The sequence below is a fragment of the Ignavibacteriales bacterium genome (genome assembly GCA_026390595.1).
GTDB lineage: Bacteria > Bacteroidota > Ignavibacteria > UBA10030 > UBA10030 > UBA9647.
The window spans coordinates 86738-104632 of sequence record JAPLFQ010000023.1; the positions used below are offsets into that span (position 1 = coordinate 86738).

20 protein-coding genes and 1 pseudogene are annotated in these 17895 nt (G+C 53.6%); all 21 read right to left on the reverse strand.

The features are described 5' to 3' along the window. Positions 1-20 precede the first annotated feature (20 nt). On the reverse strand, positions 21-431 hold the full coding sequence (locus NTU47_12610) for a hypothetical protein (protein ID MCX6134648.1): 411 nt from the start codon (positions 429-431) through the stop codon (positions 21-23). Between the two features lie 88 nt (positions 432-519). Next, positions 520-2001, reverse strand: coding sequence for a hypothetical protein (locus NTU47_12615; protein MCX6134649.1), 1482 nt, complete (start codon positions 1999-2001; stop codon positions 520-522). A 25-nt stretch (positions 2002-2026) separates the two neighbouring features. Continuing rightward, on the reverse strand, positions 2027-3046 hold the full coding sequence (locus NTU47_12620; GenBank protein MCX6134650.1) for a hypothetical protein: 1020 nt from the start codon (positions 3044-3046) through the stop codon (positions 2027-2029). A 170-nt stretch (positions 3047-3216) separates the two neighbouring features. Further along, the gene (locus NTU47_12625; GenBank protein ID MCX6134651.1) at positions 3217-3993 is read right to left on the reverse strand and encodes a YjbH domain-containing protein; all 777 of its coding nucleotides are present in this window, start codon (positions 3991-3993) and stop codon (positions 3217-3219) included. 40 nt (positions 3994-4033) lie between these two features. Beyond that, positions 4034-5491: a cysteine--tRNA ligase gene (cysS, locus tag NTU47_12630; protein ID MCX6134652.1), complete on the reverse strand. Its 1458-nt coding sequence runs from the start codon at positions 5489-5491 to the stop codon at positions 4034-4036. Between the two features lie 34 nt (positions 5492-5525). Further along, positions 5526-7256: a DNA repair protein RecN gene (gene recN, locus NTU47_12635; GenBank protein MCX6134653.1), complete on the reverse strand. Its 1731-nt coding sequence runs from the start codon at positions 7254-7256 to the stop codon at positions 5526-5528. Positions 7257-7369: 113 nt separating this feature from the next. Then, positions 7370-8221, reverse strand: coding sequence for a hypothetical protein (locus tag NTU47_12640; protein MCX6134654.1), 852 nt, complete (start codon positions 8219-8221; stop codon positions 7370-7372). Continuing rightward, on the reverse strand, positions 8214-8555 hold the full coding sequence (gene rplS / locus NTU47_12645; GenBank protein MCX6134655.1) for a 50S ribosomal protein L19: 342 nt from the start codon (positions 8553-8555) through the stop codon (positions 8214-8216). The genes NTU47_12640 and rplS overlap by 8 nt, the downstream gene beginning before the upstream one ends. A gap of 34 nt (positions 8556-8589) precedes the next feature. Further along, on the reverse strand, positions 8590-9273 hold the full coding sequence (trmD, locus tag NTU47_12650; protein MCX6134656.1) for a tRNA (guanosine(37)-N1)-methyltransferase TrmD: 684 nt from the start codon (positions 9271-9273) through the stop codon (positions 8590-8592). Then, positions 9273-9773, reverse strand: a complete 501-nt coding sequence (gene rimM / locus NTU47_12655; protein MCX6134657.1) for a ribosome maturation factor RimM — start codon at positions 9771-9773, stop codon at positions 9273-9275. The genes trmD and rimM overlap by 1 nt, the downstream gene beginning before the upstream one ends. Before the next feature lie 40 nt (positions 9774-9813). Then, positions 9814-9978 carry a KH domain-containing protein gene (locus NTU47_12660; protein MCX6134658.1) on the reverse strand — a complete coding sequence of 55 codons (165 nt, stop codon included), beginning with the start codon at positions 9976-9978 and terminating at the stop codon, positions 9814-9816. A gap of 405 nt (positions 9979-10383) precedes the next feature. After that, positions 10384-10617: pseudogene (gene rpsP, locus NTU47_12665) on the reverse strand (30S ribosomal protein S16). 79 nt (positions 10618-10696) lie between these two features. Continuing rightward, on the reverse strand, positions 10697-12025 hold the full coding sequence (ffh, locus tag NTU47_12670) for a signal recognition particle protein (protein MCX6134659.1): 1329 nt from the start codon (positions 12023-12025) through the stop codon (positions 10697-10699). 250 nt (positions 12026-12275) lie between these two features. Further along, positions 12276-13157 (reverse strand): ATP synthase F1 subunit gamma, encoded by an 882-nt coding sequence (atpG, locus tag NTU47_12675; protein MCX6134660.1) that lies wholly within the window; start codon positions 13155-13157, stop codon positions 12276-12278. A gap of 37 nt (positions 13158-13194) precedes the next feature. Further along, the gene (atpA, locus tag NTU47_12680; GenBank protein MCX6134661.1) at positions 13195-14754 is read right to left on the reverse strand and encodes a F0F1 ATP synthase subunit alpha; all 1560 of its coding nucleotides are present in this window, start codon (positions 14752-14754) and stop codon (positions 13195-13197) included. Positions 14755-14795: 41 nt separating this feature from the next. Continuing rightward, entirely contained in the window at positions 14796-15347 is a 552-nt protein-coding gene (gene atpH, locus NTU47_12685; protein MCX6134662.1) for an ATP synthase F1 subunit delta, read from the reverse strand. A gap of 101 nt (positions 15348-15448) precedes the next feature. Next, on the reverse strand, positions 15449-15934 hold the full coding sequence (atpF, locus tag NTU47_12690; GenBank protein ID MCX6134663.1) for a F0F1 ATP synthase subunit B: 486 nt from the start codon (positions 15932-15934) through the stop codon (positions 15449-15451). A gap of 16 nt (positions 15935-15950) precedes the next feature. Beyond that, positions 15951-16181, reverse strand: coding sequence for an ATP synthase F0 subunit C (gene atpE / locus NTU47_12695; protein MCX6134664.1), 231 nt, complete (start codon positions 16179-16181; stop codon positions 15951-15953). 59 nt (positions 16182-16240) lie between these two features. After that, positions 16241-17170 carry a F0F1 ATP synthase subunit A gene (gene atpB, locus NTU47_12700; protein ID MCX6134665.1) on the reverse strand — a complete coding sequence of 310 codons (930 nt, stop codon included), beginning with the start codon at positions 17168-17170 and terminating at the stop codon, positions 16241-16243. Between the two features lie 10 nt (positions 17171-17180). Next, positions 17181-17564 carry a hypothetical protein gene (locus NTU47_12705; GenBank protein ID MCX6134666.1) on the reverse strand — a complete coding sequence of 128 codons (384 nt, stop codon included), beginning with the start codon at positions 17562-17564 and terminating at the stop codon, positions 17181-17183. After that, positions 17561-17839: an AtpZ/AtpI family protein gene (locus NTU47_12710; protein MCX6134667.1), complete on the reverse strand. Its 279-nt coding sequence runs from the start codon at positions 17837-17839 to the stop codon at positions 17561-17563. The genes NTU47_12705 and NTU47_12710 overlap by 4 nt, the downstream gene beginning before the upstream one ends. Between the last annotated feature and the right edge of the window lie 56 nt (positions 17840-17895).

Consider the following 17895-nt stretch of genomic DNA (forward strand, 5'->3'; position numbering starts at 1 on the left):
CCCACAGGAGAGGTGCAAGGTCAACGGTTGACGGGCAAGGATCCATTCGTTTCGATGCGAACCACAAAGCGGGAGTAAGCCAGATCAGGGAACGCCATCGGTGCGGGCTCCCATCGCTTTTCCCAGATCTCGATTCTCTTCACCCGGCGCGGATTGATACCATCCAGGTCTTCTTGCTCAGAACGGTTATCGTCGATGTAGAAAGAGATTTCCCTCAGCGTCTTGACCCACCCCTGCTCCGTGTTCGGGAAAAGATCCGGCATCAGGTAGTGCAATACAAGTTTGAAGCGATCATAGCCCGCTGTATTGATCTCTTGTGCATTGATGATGCGGTGGGGTATTTGCGCTCCACTTGATTGTGTGTGCGATAGAGGTGGTATGCCCAAGCATAGAAAAAGGACGAAGGTGAGCTTGCGATATATGCAGTTCATGGTTGCCCCTTTGAGTCCACTCAAATGGCAAGCCCCGATGTGTCTGGCACATCGGGGCTCGGCTCGGAGATTGCACCTCCAATTATCACTAGAAACGGTACGAAAGGGTAATGTTCAGCGTATTCGTATTGACCGTTTCGGCCGTTCGCGATGGAGGCGTACTGGTTCCAGAGAGATAGTAGTTGTCCCGCAAGGTGTTCCATTTGCCGATGGCCAGCGACGCGTTCAGGAATACATTTTCATCGACGGCTGCCCCGATTCCCGCCGTATAGTGTAGCTGATCACGTGAGCTCGGATCGCCTTTATAGGGAGACGGGTTATATACGACTCCCCCACGAAGTCGAATACCATTATTCAAAAACAGGAATTCTGCTCCACCCCTCAGATTTGTCGTCGAACGGAACAGATCCCGGATAGCCCGGTTTTCTGACACCAAATCGGGATTGTCGTTTGTAAACTCCATCTGCGTCCAGTCGGTAAACTCTGCATCTCCCGCCAGCAAGAGCCAATCACGCACCTGGACAGATACTCCTCCTGAAAGGACGAGGGGAGTTTTGACAGCGTATTTTGTCGAACCAAGGTTCTTGGATGTATACGAATCACCATTGTCAAACCAGCTGCTGCCAATATCAGCGAAATCCTCTGAAATATCGTAGTAAGTCGGGGTTCGAACCGTGACACCGATTTTATAGGCCCCTTGCTTCCGATACATGAGACCAATCAGCAGATTGTAGCCGCTTATCTCGCTTCTGATCGTGCTCTCGTATGTGAATCGGCTCAAATCGAAAGGCGGGCCATAATGATAGATGTTTCGTGAATCAGTCTCAGTGTACAGACGATCGTAAGTATATGACCCGGAAAGAATATTGATCCCAACACCAAGTGTGAGACCGCGAGCAATCTCAAGTGCGCCGCCAAAAGACCAGCTATTCAGTCCGCCACCTTCCAACACGTTGCCTTCCTGCTGCACGCTGTCTGTCACGTTCGGATACAACCTTCCCCGCACGGTATCAGAGAGAAATGTCTGGAATGGTATGTTGTTATCAAGAAGGCTCTTTCGATCGGAGGCCGACATTGAATTGAGGTTTACGTCGGGCGTCAGAGATTCAACGATCGAACTGCCAGGGTTGAATCCTTTGAAGGAAGCTGAAGTGGCGTAGTTTGCAACGCGGGCAAACCCGAATCCAAACGAGAGGCTGCCCCGCGAAGTTGGGACAGGGTACACAAGTCCAAGGTTATTCAGATTTGTCACCCTATTGCTGACATTCGTCATTGATCCGAAGAATGTCGCATCATTGGCGTATCCCGCGTTCGAAAGTCCAGCCGAGAATTCAAAGCTACGCAGGGAAGCAAGTCCTGCAGGGTTCGTATACAATGCAGAAAAATCATCGGCGACACCGACGGAGGTGTTTCCCATGCCGGCGCCGCGGGCACCGATACCCATGTTGAATGTCGAGAAACGAAGGACATCCTCTGCATACTGAGCTCTCGAAATCCCGTGGATGAGCAGGGTTGACAGCAAGATACCCAGAACCAGATGAGCGGTAGAACTTGACTGGGTCGACTTCATGACTCACATCCTCCTGAAATTTCAGTTAATTCCGGCCACTGCGAGTTGAACCACTGTTCCTGTTTCCTCCGTTGCCTCCGCTAGAGCTTGGTGCTGGGCTTGAAGAAGCAGGTGCCGATGATGGAGGCGGCGAGTATGAAGGAGCCGGTGAAGTGCGCGGAGAAGACGATGTGGCACTCCCCCTCTGTGAACCTGCTTCCGTCCTGTAGTAGCCAGATGCCGGAGCTTCCGAGTATCCCCTGCTTCGGCTTGTTCCACTATTCCTCGTGTTGCCCTCAGGGCTCCGGCTTCCGCCGCCGGAGGGGGCTGTTCTTGCGCTCGGGGTCGCCGACCGGCTCGGCGCGGCAGTACCACGTCCGCTGCTACCCGATGGCGAGCTATAGTTTCGCGACGCACGACCCGATGGAGCCTCGCTCCGTCGTGTAGCCGGTGCGACTGAACTACCACCCTGGCTGCCTGATCGACGGCTCGCCGGAGGTACACTGAGCGAACTTCCCGGTGATCTTCCGTCTCCGCCCACGTATCCTCCAACCTGGGTTGTGCCGCCAGTGCGACGGTAGCCTGCGTTCCTTGTCTGTGTAGGCCTTCCACTCCCGTACACGACGTACGGATATCCATTGTAGGATCCATATGGATTGTATCCATAACCACCATATCCGTAACCGTATCCATATCCGCCATAGTATGAATTCCAGTTGTTCCAATACCCGTTGTAACCCGGATATCCCATCATTCCGCCGTAGTAGGGCGACCCATAGTAATAGGGATCACCGAAACGAACATCCCAGTACCAACTGGAAGGATAGTAGTACCCGAAGCCAACCCGATAGTGGCCATGCATTTGGTCATAGTCGTCATAATACGATTCTTGGTCCGCATCGGTAGTATCTTGTAGCTCGTTCAGTCGTGTTCTTTCGGGCTTCGATGTGTAGGAACCCTGGTCGTCATCTCGCGTTGTGGCAAGCTGGGTGTAGCACCCTGACAAGAAAAGAGAGAGTGCGAACATCGACACCACTGTCGCTAGAAGCTTGGTTGGGGGTTTCATGAATCCACCTTTCTTTCGTATTCTCTAATGAATTCGAGCAACATTGGTGCCACCAACTCTATGAAAAAACCCCAATCTCAGGCGAAAATTGGGGTTTCTTGTGCGATTGAGACCGCTCAGTATATACAATTGTCAACACCGAGATGCAGTAGTGTACACACGTTGGAACATCAAAAAGCTCCCACGTATTCGAGCTGCAGAGTCCTGTTGCCAACCGAAATATCGCCTTGATTCTTGAGGACATCTTTGATATTGACCCCAAGGACAAGCCCTTTTCCCCAACTCCAACGCACTCCCAGATTCAGGTAGCCGCGTCCGCGGTCACGACCAATCGCATTTGCGCTGTTATCATTCAGCCCAAGGTCATACTCTCCGAGCAGAGAAATGTCACGCCCAAGGCTCTTTTCAGCTCCGAAGAAAATGTTGAGGTCTTTGTCACCATCTCCGCTCTCTGTCGACAAGTTCAATCCACCATGGACGCTGAGATTCCCAAGTATTGAATAATTCTGACTGGCTACGGCATAGAAGCCCGGGGATTTATTGACGTAACGCTTGAGATCTTCAAGATACGGTCCGCGTCCCTGCCACTCAAAACCAATTGCGACGGCAGGCGCCGCAGAACTCTCGTCAAGAACCCGGATCTTGACATTGACTCCGGGATAGGGGTTCATTTTCGGTTTGTTAGTACCCAGAATATCAGTTCCCCCATAGGAAATGCCGAAGTTGAATCGATCAATCAGTCCGACTGAGACGCCGAACAGCACACCACCTTGCTCGAAGAAACCGGCACTCGCGTAGTAGCTGCCACGGTGTAACATGCCGGCTGTGGGCTTGTCAATGATCATCGTCGGTTCAATATTCGCAGACGTGCCTGCATTGCTCTGACCCCGGGCACAATGAAGCACGAGCAGCGCTGCGAAGACGATTGTAGTGATTTTCCTATTCAATGTGTCCCTCGCATGAATGAAGGTTTAGACCGTGGAGAAATCAGCCTTTCCTCCACACCGTTCCATCTTTCTTGTCTTCGATCGTAATTCCGATCTTTTTGAGGCCATCGCGTATTTTGTCAGAAAGCGGCCAGAGTTTCTGAGCACGGACGTCCGTGCGAAGATCGACGAGAAGTTGGGTAAGATCAGCTTCCAATGCCACATCGCCAGACGTCAAGGAAGCGGACTGGGACGAGAGGATGCCCAAGACAGACCCGCCGAAAGTCATGAAGAATTTCTCTATCCGCCGAAGCGATTCGATTGTGAACTTCTCCTCGAGGCTCAGCAGTGCGTTTGTCTCCCTCGAGAGATCAAAGAGGACAGCGATCGCCTGCGGCGTATTGAAATCGTCATTCATTGCCCCGACGAACCGGGTCTCGTAGTGCTGCAGATCTACCGTCGCTTCGGCCGTGCGATCCGCGGCTGCAGGCTTCGAGATTTCCTCCCTAAGATTCCGCACGGTGTTGAGAAGTTTCTCGAGGCCAACCTTCGCACCGGTCACAGCGTCGTCACTGAAATCAAGCGTGCTGCGATAGTGACTTTGGAGTATGAAGAACCGGACGACGAGCGGGTCGAATTTCTTGAATGCATCCTTCAGGTTTACAAAATTCCCGAGGGATTTGCCCATCTTCTGTCCGTTCGCCGTCACCATGTTGTTGTGGATCCAGTATTTCACGAACGGCTTTCCCGTGGAACACTCGCTTTGTGCGATCTCGCATTCGTGGTGAGGGAACTGGTTCTCAAGTCCTCCACCGTGAATATCGAAACTCTCTCCAAGGTATTTCATCGACATCGCCGAGCACTCAATGTGCCAGCCGGGGTATCCTTTCCCCCATGGGCTTGACCATTGCATGATATGCTCCGGTTCAGCTTTCTTCCACAAAGCAAAGTCAGCGGGATGTCTTTTTTCCGGATTCACATCGATTCGTGCACCGGCCTCGAGATCTTCGACACTCCTGCCCGAGAGTTTTCCGTAACCTGCGAACTTAGTGACATCAAAATAGACCGATCCGTTGGCGATGTACGCAAATCCGCTACGAACGAGCTGTTCCACGACTTCTATTTGTTCGATGATGTGCCCGGACGCACGCGGAGTTATGTCTGGACGCAGAACTCCGAGCGCGTCCATATCCTCGAAGTAACTCGTCGTAAACATGTCTGCTATCTGCATCGGGTGAACGCGGTCGAGCCGCGATTGTTTCTCGATCTTGTCTTCCCCAGCGTCTGCATCGTCTGTCAGGTGTCCAACATCGGTGATGTTCTGGACATACAAGACCTTGTAGCCAGCATAACGCAGGTAGCGCACGATTGCATCAAACGAGACGTAGCTCTTCGCGTGTCCAATGTGGGAGTGACCGTAGACCGTAGGGCCGCATACGTACATTCCAACGCGACCTTCGTGAAGCGGCTTGAAGTCTTCCTTCTGCCGCGAGAGCGTATTATATACCTGAAGTGACATATCCGATAAATATTTCGTTGTTAGTGCAAGCGGATTATATACGTGTCAACCCCATAAGCTCACGCGCGCCCTGAAGGCCGGCGTCTGTTACCTCTGTTCCGCTCATGAGTTTTGCGACTTCCTCTACCCTTTCTTCCAATTCCAGCTTCCGGAGACGTGTACGCGTTCTTTTGTCACGCTCTGATTTTTCGACTACAAAATGCGTATCTGCTAGACCGGCAATTTGAGGAAGATGTGTGATTGCCACGAGCTGATGGAATTGTGACAGACTCTTGAGGCTTCTTCCAACAGCGAGGGCGATTCTGCCGCTTACGCCCACGTCAATTTCATCGAAAATGAGGAGAGGCAGCCGTTCGGATTTCGCCAGGATGGTTTTGAGCGCTAGCATGATCCTCGAGATCTCACCACCGGATGCGACCTTTGCAAGCGGTTTCAATTCCTCACCGAGGTTCGCCGAGATGTAGAATTCGACGAGATCGATTCCCTTGGGAGTCGCTTCGAAAAACTCCCTGCCAAGCTTGACATAGGCGCGGGACGGATTCGCGGACCCATTGGCCTTCCCCATCGCCTTGTTTTCGATCCTGACATCAAATCTGGCATTTGCAATCCCGAGCTTTGCCAACTCCGATGTAACTGAGCCGTTGATCTTCCCCACATGTTCGCGCCGTTTGGATGACAATCGCTGCGCGGCTGCTGAGCACGTGCGCCGCTCGGATTCAATGCGGTCTCTCAGCTTTCGGATTTCCTCCTCGAAGTTTTCTGCCAACGCAAATTCCGCCCCGATGTTCGTTCGATGTTCGATGACCGCGTCGAGCGAACCTCCGTACTTCTTCTTCAATAGCGCCAGCTTGCCTAACCGGTCTCTGATTTGCTCCAGCCGGTCGGGATTGAATTCAATTTTCGAGTTGTAGCTTTGGATAAATTTCGCTACTTCACTGATGATCGCAACGGCAGAGGCGCATTCGTTCCTGATTTCCTCAAAGGCTCTGTCGATTCTCGAGAGGTCTTCCAGTTGGTTGCGGGCCAGAACCAGCTGATCGTAGACCGCCTGTTCTCCTTCATAGAGCAGCTGATGCAGGTTTGATGTGGATTCGAAGAGTTTCTCGGCATTCTCAAGAATCCGCAATTCCGCTTCGAGCGCGTCCTCTTCGCCAGGCTGTGGATTCAGCGCATCTATTTCCTGAATCTGAAACTCATAGAGATCTTTGCGCTCACGCAGCTGGCGTTCCTTTGACTGAAGATCCTCAAGCTCGCCGAAAAGCTGAGTGAGCTGATGGTAGCACGCTTCGTATTCTTCTTTCAAGCCGGCCAGGCCTCCGAAGTCGTCGAGCAGATCGATGTGAGTCTCTGCACGCAAGAGAGACTGATGGTCATGCTGGCCGTGGAGATCGACCAACTGATCGCCGAGCGACTGCATCACAGACAGCGTCACCGGCGAATCGTTGACAAAGCATCGGTTGTGACCTTTGGCGGATATCTCGCGTCTCAGGATCAGGTCCTCATTCACTTCGATATCCTGAGATTGGACAAAACTCTTCACGCGTCGATTTCCCGAAACTCCGAAGAGCGCCTCAACCACGGCCTTCTCGGCTCCCTTGCGGATCACGTCTGAACTTGCGCGATCTCCAAGGACGAGGCTCAAGGCATCGATCAAAATCGATTTGCCCGCGCCCGTTTCGCCCGTGATGATGTTGAGGCCGCTTTCGAATTCGACCTCCACCTCTTCGATAAGGGCGTAGTTCTTGATGAGGAGAGTCTTGAGCAATGGTCCGTGCCTTCGTTAGGCTGAAATGTAGCAAAAAAAAGGGGGATTTCAATACAGGAGTCACAAGGTTGAACGCGGAGGCTGTGCTTCGACCTCCATGGCAGCTGTGTGGATCAGTTCACAGACTGGGCCGGAGGGATCGGTTCTTCGAAGAAGTTCACGTCGGGAACGTCAGGGAGGATTCCGTGGAAGTATGCGTACCGGACAAACTCCGACAAACCCGCTTGTTCTGTTTCACCGAGGCCGTAGGAGAACGTGGCAAGGTATTCCTTGCCCATTTCTCGAGAGATCTTCCGCTCGGCGCAGAGCAGTTCGGCACTTTCAGTCAGGTGGGTGATACCCTGCTCCTTCGCCTGCGCCAATCGCTCTACAGTTTCCGCCGACACGGAGCCATCATAGCCAACCCAGAAGCCGTGGACGTACGGCAGACCGGTCAAGTCATGCCATTCCTCCACGAGGTCGATGGCAAAAGGCCGACTTTCCGGAAAGGACTGCGGATGGAAATTGACGATGAGAGCGGCGTCGGCCTTACGGAGCATCTCTTCCCGATTCGGGAACATCGGAATATACTGGATGGGATCGCTGAAAGAAGCTTCATTCGGGAATTTTTCGGCGAGAATGATCTTTGCCAGGATGATCTCCGACGTCACCCGGATGTCGATGGCGATCGAACGGATATTCCGCACATTCGGATTCACGAACAACTGAACGGTATCAGACCGGGAAGATGACGACACGCCGACGCCGGGGACTATCACATAGTCGGCACCGTGGCGGGCATAATCGATAGGGGATAAAAAAGCGCATCGGATGGGACCGATGCGCTGTTGAAATTTGACCGCGAGCTGAGATGGAAGATCGACAAGAAGTTCAACGTTGTCGGTCGATCCTCTCAGGCCATAGAGCAAGGGGTAAAGATAGGACGCATCTGGAACCCCCAGAACGTTCTTTTCAACCTCAGGCACTGGTCTTTTGCGTGACTTGTTTCGCAGCAAGTTTTCGCAGGTAGTAGAGCTTCGCGCGACGGACTTTCCCTTCCTTCACCCGTTCGATCTTGGCGATCCGGGGTGAGTGGAGGGGAAAAATACGTTCGACGCCAACACCATCAGAAATCTTCCGGACGGTGAAGGTTGAATTCAAGCCTGCGCCGCGCCTGCTGATCACGACACCCTGGAATTGCTGGATGCGTTCCTTATCGCCTTCGACGACGCGCACGTGAACATTGATCGTATCACCCGGGTTGAATGCCGGCCTGTCCGATTTGAGTTGTGTTGCTTCGATGAGTTTCATCTTATCCATTGTTGCTTCTCCCAGCTGGTAACGTGTCTCTGTTTTACGAATTCTTGTTCAACAAGTCCGAGCGACGGGATTGTGTCCGTTCCGCTCTCTGGCTCTGGCGCCACTTTTCGATTTTGGAGTGATTTCCCGACAGCAGAACATCCGGGACCTTCATGCCGCGATACTCAGGCGGTCGTGTGTACTGCGGTGCTCCCAACAAACCATCCTGGAATGAATCAGTCAACGCGGATTCGCTGTCATTGAGAACGCCCGGCACCAAACGAACAACCGCATCGACCACCACTGCCGCCGCAAGTTCTCCGCCCGTCAACACAAAATCGCCGATCGAAAGCTCCCGCGTAGCCAGCGACTTTCTCACACGCTCATCCACCCCTTTGTAGTGCCCGCAGATAAGCATGAGGTTTTCTTTCAGCGAGAGATCATTGGCGACACGCTGGTTCAACGTTTCGCCGTCTGCAGTCAGAAAAATTATCTCATCATAGACCCGCTGCCGCTGCAGACTCTCGGCACACTCGAAGAGCGGCTCCGGCTTCAGAATCATGCCGGCCCCTCCGCCATACGGTGTGTCGTCGATGGTTTTGTGTTTGTCGTGTGCGAATTCCCGCAAATCGTGAACGACGATCTGAACTTTTCCTTTGTCCTGAGCCCGCCGGATGATGCTCTCTTGAAGCGGACTCTCGAGGAGCTTGGGCACGCCTGTCACGATATCAATGCGCATCACTCCAACAACCCTTCCAGCGGACGAATCACCACTTTCCGACGCTGCACATCGACTGACCGAATAACATCTTTGATCGCCGGGATCAGGAATTCCTTTTCCCCCTCCACCACAACCCACACATCGTTTGCGGGGAGCTGCATCACCTCCTGCACCGTCCCGACTGGTTCACCCGATTCCGTTTCAACGCTCATCCCGACAATGTCGTGGATGAAGTACGAACCCTTTTTCGGCATCACCACATCTTTTGCTGCGATGAAAACCAACTGGCTCCGCAGCGAGTCTCCAGCGGTGCGAGAATCAACCCCCTTCAACTTCACAACGGCCGCCGAGCGTGTCACTCTCACAGCGGTGACGGCATGTTTCACCGCCAGGGACTCATCAATTCCAATCCAGACTGTTTTCAGTTTTTCGAAGCGTTGCGAGGTATCGGTGAGCAGTGAGACGTTCAGCTCGCCCTTGAGACCTATGCTTCTGGTGATTCTTCCGACAGCAACCATCAGAAAACGTCTCCGTGATTCAGTGTTCCGAAAACCATGCTCAGCCTATGATATCGAGCACGGCTTTTTTCCCTTCTTTCGCGGCCACTGCCCGCAAGAGCACTCTCAAAGCCGACGCCGTACGTCCCTTCTTTCCTATGAGTTTCCCCACATCCGTTTGCTCTACTCTGAGCTTGAAGATCGTCTTGTCCTCCTTCTCTTCCACCTCCACGACGACCTAATCAGAATGATCAACGAGATGCCTTGCAAGGTATTCCACGAATTCCTTCATGATCCACCTCCTGATTAAAAGACAGGGCCTTGCACATTGCGTACGAAAGCACTCACCCTTTAAACATCGTGGGAAGAAATTCTGTCGAACCTATCGCCGGGGAAGTTTCCCTTCCCCTTCACGCCCAGCTTAGGCCGCGGGCTGCGGAGCGGGTTCGGCTGCGGCGACCGGAGCAGCCTCTGCCGGTTTTTCCGCTGCCTTTTTCTTCTTCTGAACCCGGCGGCTTTTGCGATCAGCTTCGCGTTGCGCACGCTCGGTCTGCTGCATCTGCCATTTCTCGACGATAACCTGCATCTTGGCATCATCGACACCACGCCGCATCAAGGACCAGCGCAGCCAAACTCCCTTTCGCTGCAAAAGCGATCGCACGGTGTCTGTCGGCTGTGCACCTTTTTTCAGCCAATAGAACACCCGCTCCTCTTTCACAGAAAGGGATATCGGATTCATGTTCGGATCGTACTGCCCCACGGCTTCAATGAAGCGGCCATCGCGGGGAGAACGAATATCCGCAGCAACGATCTTGTAGATCGGATGCTTCTTTTTTCCGGCTCTTCGCAAGCGTAACTTTACCACCGTATAACTCCTCGTAGGTTTGAGATGAAAGTTTCGATTTTCAAGCTTAGAATTTCAAGTAATGAATCGATGGAGCCTTCTAGCGGTTCGGGAGTCGCATCCCCTGCATCGCACGCTTCATACCCCCCCTGGTCAATCGCTTCATCATTTTCTGCATTTCATCGAACTGCTTCAACAGGCGGTTCACCTCCTGCACCGTCGTTCCGCTCCCAAGAGCGATGCGCCTTCGACGACTGCCATTGATGACGGAGGGCCGGAGGCGTTCTTCCTGCGTCATTGACTGGATCATCGCCTCAATCCGCACGAGGGCATTGTCGTCGACCTGGACATCGGCTGGAATACGATTCATTCCGGGCAACATCCCGAGGACCTGGCTCAGGGGACCCATCTTTTTCACTTCTCGAAGCTGCTCGAGAAAATCTTCCAGCGTCAGCTGCGACTTACGGAGCTTCTCCTCGAGCTTGACCGCCTTCTCTTCATCGAATTGCTGCTGCGCCTTCTCAACGAGGGTGACAATGTCACCCATGCCGAGGATTCTGGACGCGATGCGCTCCGGATAAAACGGTTCCAGCGCGTCGAGCTTCTCGCCGATGCCGATAAACTTGATCGGCTTCTGAACAACCGAGCGAATCGAGAGAGCAGCGCCGCCGCGGCTATCGCCATCGAGCTTCGTCAGCACCACGCCGTCGAAATTGAGACGGTCGTGAAACGCTTTCGCCGTATTCACGGCGTCCTGTCCGGTCATTGCGTCGACGACGAACAGAATCTCGTGCGGCTTCGTGATCTCCTTGATCGAGGCCACTTCCCGCATCATCTCTTCATCGACGTGCAGGCGGCCAGCGGTGTCGATGATGACTGTATCGCGAATATTCTTTCGCGCAAAATCAATCGAGTCGCCGGCGATCTTGACTGCAGATTGACCCCGGTCCGTGAAGACCGGGACGTCCAGCTGCTTTCCAAGCGTCATCAGCTGGTCAATGGCAGCCGGCCGATGCACATCAGCTGCAACCAGCAAGGGATTGCTCCCTTTGCTCTTCAGATACCCGGCGAGCTTTGCCGCAAACGTGGTTTTCCCCGAGCCTTGAAGGCCTGCGATGAGAACCACGGTCGGGGGAGTCTGCGACGTTCTGATCTCAGCTTTCGACTCGCCGAGTAGTTTGACCATCTCATCATAAATGATTTTGATGATCAACTGCCCGGGGGTGATACTGTTCAGGACATCCTGACCAATTGCCCGCTTCTGGACGTCGTCGATAAACTGCTTGGCGACCTTGTAATTGACGTCCGCATCTAAAAGAACTCTTCTGATCTCACGGAGATTCTCGGCGACGTTCGCCTCGGTAATCCGCCCCTCTCCGCGCAGTTTCTTGAAGACCGATTCAAGCTTCTGACTAAGGCTTTCGAACATCGAAACTAACCCTCTCTGCCTGACAAAACTGCCGAAATCTCCCCGCCAATTGAGATTTCGTAAGCCAGAGGTCTCAAAATTAAGGGCCTATAAAGTAGCGAAAAAAAGACAGCCAATCAAGGCATTTGTGGAGCACGCAGGCAGGCCGAGACAGGGTCCCGGTCAACAAAAAACCGTTGCCCCGGTGATCGCGGCAACGGTTTCAAGCATTTCTTTAGCTCTTTTCCCTCAACCCCGGCAGGGAAGGCACTCAGCCTGCTTTGGTTAACGCTTCAGCGCCACTTACAATTTCAAGCAGTTCCTTGGTGATCGATGCCTGGCGTGCATTGTTGAACTTGAGCGTGAGGTCACGGATAAGCTCTTTCGCGTTCTCCGTAGCGTTGTCCATAGCCGTCATCCGGGCTCCCTGTTCAGCGGCATTTGACTCAAGGAGCATCCGCCACATCTGGAAATTCAGGTGACGCGGAATGAGCGCATTGACGATTTCCACGCTCGACGGCTCGTAAATATAGTCGACCTGCGACAGGGAATGAAGATCCTTCGACGATTTCGTCTCCTCCGGTGGAATAGGAAGCAGCTGTTCGATGACGATCCTCTGTTGAATGACCGACTTGAATTCGTTGTAGATCACATCAACCCTGTCGTAGTCTCCCCTGAGGAACCCTTCGGTGATTTCCTGAACAATTTCCCGCGCATCGCTGAAATCGAGGTCGGTGAAAATGCCGGGATACTTGGACACGACCGTGAAATTTCTCTTACCGAAGAAGTCCGTTCCTTTTCGCCCGACTGTGAGCACACGTGCTTGAAGGCCTGAGTACGTCTTCAGCTGATTGACAGCCGCCTTGATGATATTGCTGTTGAAAGATCCGCACAAACCGCGATCGGCAGTGATGACGATGAGAAGGACGTTTTTTGTTTCCCGGCCGACGAGGAGGGCATTGAGGTTGACGTCCACCTTCGTAACGAGATGGCGGAGGAGCTCGCCGAGCTTTCTTGCGTACGGGCGCGCAAAGATGATCGCTTCCTGTGCCCGTCGCAGCCGGGCAGCCGCGACCATTTTCATAGCCTTGGTGATTTTCTGGGTATTCTTAACACCAGAGATGCGCCGTCGTATTTCGCGAAGTGTTGCCATGCGTCACAAGTACCCGACACGTTTGAAGAACATTGCGTTATGCAGCCTTCCCAGAGGTCCTGAACTTGCCGGCGAATTCCTTCAGGACTTCGTGGAGTTTGGCCGCCGTAACATCGGAAAGTTCTTTCGTTCCGGAAATCGTCACATAGATATCAGAGTACTTCATTTCGATGAATTCGTGCAATTCGCGTTCATAGCGCATCACATCTTCCATCGGTATTGCATCAAGATATCCGTTTGTGCCGGCGAAAATTCCCACGATTTGCTTCTCCACAGGCATCGGCACATACTGCCCCTGCTTGAGCAACTCAACGAGACGGGAACCCCGGCGAAGCTGCTGCTGCGTTGCTTTGTCCAGGTCAGAGCCGAATTTCGCGAACGCTTCCAGTTCACGGTACTGGGCGAGGTCGAGGCGCAGACGTCCGGCGACCTTCCGCAGGGCTTTGATCTGCGCATTACCGCCAACGCGCGAAACCGAGATGCCGACGTTGATCGCAGGGCGAATACCAGAGTTGAACAGGCTCGATTCGAGGTAAATCTGTCCATCGGTAATCGAGATGACGTTTGTCGGAATGTACGCAGAGACGTCGCCTGCCTGTGTTTCAATAATCGGGAGAGCGGTCAGGCTTCCGCCGCCAAGATTGTCGTTCAGCTTGGAGGCCCGTTCCAGCAGACGAGAATGGAGATAGAACACATCGCCCGGATAGGCTTCGCGTCCAGGAGGGCGGCGCAGAAGCAGGGACATCTGGCGATATGCCTGGGCATGTTTCGAGAGATCATCGTAAATGACGAGAGCGTGTCGTCCGCTGTCACGGAAAAACTCGCCAAGCGTTGCGCCGGCGTACGGAGCAATGAACTGCAGAGGAGCGGGGTCACTTGCCGTGGCCTGGATGACGGTCGTATACTCCATCGCTCCAAACTCTTCCAGCTTGCTTACCACCTGCGCCAACGTGGAACCCTTCTGACCGATAGCGACATAAATGCAGAAGACCGGCTTGATCCCTTCGCTCTTTGCTTTCTCCGTGTGCGTGTACTTCTGATTGATGATCGCATCGAGTGCGACGGCGGTCTTCCCTGTTTGCCGATCTCCGATAATCAGCTCGCGTTGGCCACGTCCGATGGGGATCATGCCATCGACAGCCTTCAGGCCGGTTTGCAGAGGTTCCTTCACAGGCTGACGCTGCAGCACACCAAGCGCCTTTCGTTCCAGTGGCAGAAACCGTTCTGTCTTGATCGGCCCTTTTCCATCAATCGGCTCACCAAGCGGCGTCACGACCCGTCCCAGCATCTCCTCTCCCACCGGCATCGAGGCAAGGCGCTTTGTCCTTTTGACAATGTCCCCCTCCTTCACGAATCTGCTTTCGCCAAACAGCACACAGCCGACATTGTCCTCTTCGACATTCAACACCATGCCAAACACGTCATGCGGGAACTCCACGAGTTCGCTCGCCATAACCTTGGACAGGCCATAGACGCGGGCGATACCATCTCCAACCTGGAGCACGGTGCCCACGTCATACACGTCAACTTCCTTTTGAAAACCGGAGAGTTGTTTCCGCAGTATTGCAGAAACTTCATCAGGTCTCACTTCTGGCATACGATTTCCTCTTGGTCAAGTCTGATTATCGAAACGGCCTGCTAAGTACGGCCAATCCCTTCGGCGAAGCGGACACGGAGCAGCTCAAGCTGCCGTTGAACGCTGCCATCATACACTGTATCGCCAACTCTGGCGACGAAACCGCCCTTCAGCTGCGCATCGATGCTGAAGGCCACGCGCACTTTTTTCTGCGTTATCTCCTCAAACCGCTTCACAATTGACTGCTGCTGGCTCTTGGAGAGCTCCGTCGCAGCCCGCACTTCGAGCGTGACGATGCCCAGCCGGTCATCGCGAAGTTTGAAGTACTCGCCGATGATGTCTCCCAGCACATCCTCCCGCCCCTTCTCGACAATCATGTTCAGGAAATCGAATGAGAGTGCACTGATGCGGGATTTGAAGACCGCGCTCAGGACCGCCCGCTTCTTCTCCTTCGAGATGACGGGGCTCTTGAGCAACGCCAGAAACTCGCGCGACTCTCTGATCGCCTTCCAGACGACTTCAAGATCGTCTGCAACGCGTTCGCCCTGTTTCTGTTCCTCGGCAAGTTCCAATGCGGCCTCTGCGTAGCGCCGCGCAACACGATATGCACTCATAGATTTCCTGATTGCCCGCCGTCGAGATGACACTGAGATGGAGTTCGAGCGACGATCGCCTCTCCGGACAAACCACCTCCGCGCAACCCCTGAGCACTCGTTTAGCTATTGGGGAGTTGATTCAGAAAGCTGTCGACGATCTTCCTGTGCTTCGCCGCATCCAACGTCTCATCGAGAATCTTGCCAGCAGCCAGCACTGCCAGGTCGGCGACCTCGGTCCGTAATTGCTGCTTGGCAGCATCGACGTCCCGCTGAATCTCCTCCTTCGCATGCTGGATTTCCCGCTGTGCCTGTTGATGAGCTTTGGCGACAACTTCCTCTTTCAGCTTCTCTGCGAACGCCTTTCCTTCCCGAATGATCTTCTGATACTCGTCTTCGGCTTTCGCAAGATTCAGTTCATTCTGCTTCAAGAGTTCCGCGGCATCCGCACGGGCCCTTTCAGCCATCTCGAGCGCCTGACGGATCGTATCTTCACGATCTTTGAGCGACTGCAGGAGCGGCTTCCAGGCGAACTTTGACAGAACGATGAGAAGGACCACAAACGTGGCAACCGTCCAAACCATTAACCCTGGATTGATATCAAACATGGACTGTCGTCCCCGGTTACTTCAACGTGGCAAGAATGATGCAGATCGCCAGGCCAAAAAACGTTGCGCCCTCGATCAAAGCTGCGGCAATAATCATGGCCGTCCGAACTTGTCCCGCAACTTCGGGCTGTCGACCGGTGGCTTCCATCGTGGCTGCTGCGAGTTTGCCGATACCGTACGCCGCACCGATAACGATGAGACCGGCGCCGATACCCGCTGAAAGATACGCTAGTGCAAATGTTCCCATTGTATGTATTCCTCCTGATTGAATAGGTCGTTCAGATAGTGCAGAGTTTTCTTTCGAACTTAGTGAGACTGCTCAGCATGCTCCTCAGTGTGTTCAGTTTGCATGCCAAAGCCCATGAAGAGCGATGTCAACATGACGAATATGTATGCCTGCAGGAACGCGACAAACAGCTCAAGCATGAGAACCCCCACGCTGAAGAGCACGGGGAGCGGAGCCAGAACTGCCGACCGAAAGAGCAAGATCAACCCGATCAGCGCCAGCAAGACGATATGGCCTCCGTTCATGTTCGCGAACAAACGCATACACAGAGCGAAGGGCTTTGTGAACAAGCCGAGTATTTCCACCGGGATCATGATTGGCCAGAGCGCCCAGTGAACGCCGCCTGTCAGGTGAGCGACGTAGTGCGTGACCCCTTGCGCGCGTATTGCCGCGACCTGAATCATGATGAACGCAATAAAAGCCAAGGCGCCGGTGACCGAGATATTCGATGTCGACGTCGCACCGTACGGGATCAGGCCGAGGAGATTCATGATCAGGATGAAAAAGAAAAGGGTCAGCAGGAAGGGAAGATAGCGGAGACCCCCGGGGCCCATATTGGGCACCGCCACTTCATCCCGTATGAACAGAATGAAGACCTCAAGGAGATTTCCAACGCCCTTCGGCACGACGCTCTTCCGGTTCTTTCTGGCTGCATAGATTGCCATGGCTGCAACAATAACCGCAGCGACCAGAAGAAAGAAGACGTGTTTCGACATTGAAAGGTCGATCGTCAGATCACCGATCTGGAACGAAGGACCATGGGGCAGTTCCACATGACCCCACGGAAGCTCAAGCTCCCCCGAGTTCTTCATGTGGTCCAGCAGGTGTCCGAACGCAAAACCCTCACCGTGCTGAGCGGCGCTGTCTGCTACGGCCGCCAACGCGGTATCAACCACACTCACCGCACCGTGCCGGGCTGTATCAACTGCTGCTGCTGTTGGATCTACCATCGATGTCAGATTAGCGTTTGAGAGCAACTTTTTTCTGGAGAAGGTGAATTTCAAGAACCAGGTTCAGCACAAAAAACAACAAGAACGAGATCATCAGCGAAACCGTGTGAAACTCATAGACCCGAACGAGCACAAACACAATTCCGACGAGCAAGCCCATCCGTACGAACGTTCCGCCAAGAATGATCTTGAGAAACGTCGTGTTGGATTTTTCAAATCCAGCCTCAATACAGGCATATCCAAGCAGAAGGTGAACGATGCTCGCGGCGCCGCTGGCAACGACACTCCGGACAATCTCTTTGCTGGAGTACAGCGAGAGTGGAAGCACGACAAGCACAACCACTCCGAAGACACAATATGACACAAGCTTCAAGAATGCCCAGTCGATCTTCACGGTTTCGCGTTCGCAGACTTTTCCTGTTTTCCGAGTTCCACTGCAGATTTCAGAAACTTGATCAATCCGCCGATCGCACCAAAGCCCAGGCCGATCAATTTGAACATCGGCGACGTTTCGTACCGGGTATCCAGCCACCAGCCTATCAGGAAGAACACCACGATGGCTGCTGCAAGCTGGATCCCCATTGTCAAATAGGGAGCGACCTCGCGGAGCGTCTGGTCGGTAGGTTGCTCAGGCTTGCGGGGTCCAGCGGAATTCGGTTCCTTCGTCATGCTGCGCCCTCTCCGACAGTCAAACGGCTCAGTGACGGGCTTCGTAGAGTTGAGTC